Raw genomic sequence first — 1,800 nt, 5'->3', positions numbered from 1 at the left:
TCAAGCGCGCAAACAACTGAAGCGCCATCATCGTCTGCTGGAAAAACGCTGTGACATGCTAACGACCAAAGAGGAGGCTATTGTTGAGGCCATTTTGAAATATGATGAAAGGCTAAAATCTGCATATAACTGGAAAGAAGCCTTCATTGACTGGTATGACCTAAGTGCTGACGCTGAGCAAGCCAAACGGACATTGGATCAGTGGTATCAACAAGGACATCGTATTTGTCATGACGCTGTTGAATCCCGTATCAAAACGATTCAAAACTGGGAGACAGAAGTGATTAACTATCATCGGTTACGCTTTACCAATGCCGTTGTCGAAGGACGTCATAATAAAATCAAAGCTTTGCAGCGTCGTCATTATTTTACACGTAATCGGAATGTATACGAGAATCGCATCTTAGTCGAATGTAACTGGGCCTATATGGATGGGATTGCTTGAGTTCGTCAACCATAGATTTTGGTGTTGAGCCATAATTATGTTTATAAATATATTAAAATGTGGTATATAAAAAATAGAACTTAGCACTCGGATGGTTCGAGTGCTAAGTCAGAGAAAATATCAGAAGAAAGGAGTTGATTTATTCTGATTAAATTTATTCCTTTTAGTATGATGGAAGACTTTTCAAACGGATTTTGGTTGAGGGGAAGGGTGCCCTTGGATAGGGCTTAGCAAGCATTTTAATTGAAAGTTTATCTCTTTTTGTAATATGAAATTCACCTCTGTTAGTATTGAAATGAAGTGCTAATGTCAATATTTATTTGAAAAGGAGCGAGTCATGATGTCAAGTTTAATACCTTTCAATAGAAAAAATCGAAATGTATCAAATGTGACACCAACAAACCCTTTTAACATGATTGACGACTTTTTTGATGATGCTTTTAAAGATTTTCCATTGGCCAGAAGAAACCTTGTTACAGATCCGTTCAAGGTAGATATTCAGGAAACAGATAATGAATATTTAGTAGATGCTGAACTTCCAGGGATAAAGAAAAATGATATTGATGTCACGTTAAATGATGAAGGTCGTTTAACTATCTCGGTGAACCGGGAAGAAAATGTTGATACGAAAGATGAAGATAACAACTATATTCATCAAGAGAGACGTTACGATTCAATGCAGCGTTCACTCTTTTTGGCAAATGCCAAGACCGATGATGTAAAGGCGAAGCTAGAAGATGGATTGCTGAGAATCACTGTGGGTAAAGATGAACAAGCAGTGAAGGATAATTCACGTAAAATTGAAATTGAATAAAGTTGTACAAGAAAAGCCTCCCGGTCAATTTCGCGGGGCTTTTCTTTGGTTGTTATTAGTTATAGACTATTTGCCTATTAACACACCAATTGAAAAAATTTTGATTTCGATTAACTGGGAGAATGTCATATTTGTGACCACATTGTTTGATTATTGCATGAATCATTTTGTAATCAATTCCGTCACTTCTATAGGAAGGATTAACTGAAACGTGTTGGATAATCACGTTTACGTCACTTTTAATTTTAAAACCAATTGCTCCTATAATATTATTTGACTGTTTCCAAAGATAAAGATGCCAATTAGGATTATTCTCATATTGGTCAATGATTTCTTGTAACGATTTGATATCTCTTTTATTCAACGTGAATGAAAGAAGACCCATCGCAATTTTTCTGTAGCATTTTTTATAACGAACTCAACTTTCGCAGATCAAAAATAGGCTTTAATTTAACTGCAGTATCACTCATTGGCAGCTGAATTATGTTCCTTGACAACATCACAATAAAAGAAAAACACCTCAACTTTTGGTATAGTTTAA

At 35.6% G+C, this 1,800-nt stretch carries 3 protein-coding genes; 2 read left to right on the top strand and 1 reads right to left on the bottom strand.

The window, feature by feature from the left end:
• A partial coding sequence (locus E4U82_RS19465; RefSeq protein WP_167751512.1) for a transposase occupies positions 1–445 on the top strand: 445 nt, incomplete at its 5' end.
• Positions 446–785: 340 nt separating this feature from the next.
• A complete protein-coding gene (locus tag E4U82_RS19460; RefSeq protein ID WP_010529233.1) occupies positions 786–1,259 on the top strand; it encodes an Hsp20/alpha crystallin family protein in 474 nt (157 codons plus the stop codon).
• 55 nt (positions 1,260–1,314) lie between these two features.
• Here the strand turns inward: E4U82_RS19460 and E4U82_RS20735 are convergent, their stop codons facing one another.
• Positions 1,315–1,644, bottom strand: coding sequence for a GNAT family N-acetyltransferase (locus tag E4U82_RS20735; protein WP_135111899.1), 330 nt, complete (start codon positions 1,642–1,644; stop codon positions 1,315–1,317).
• Between the last annotated feature and the right edge of the window lie 156 nt (positions 1,645–1,800).

It is taken from the genome of Lentibacillus salicampi (assembly GCF_004565465.1).
Classification (GTDB): Bacteria; Bacillota; Bacilli; order Bacillales; family Amphibacillaceae; genus Lentibacillus; species Lentibacillus salicampi.
This window is presented reverse-complemented; position numbering and strand designations above follow the sequence as displayed.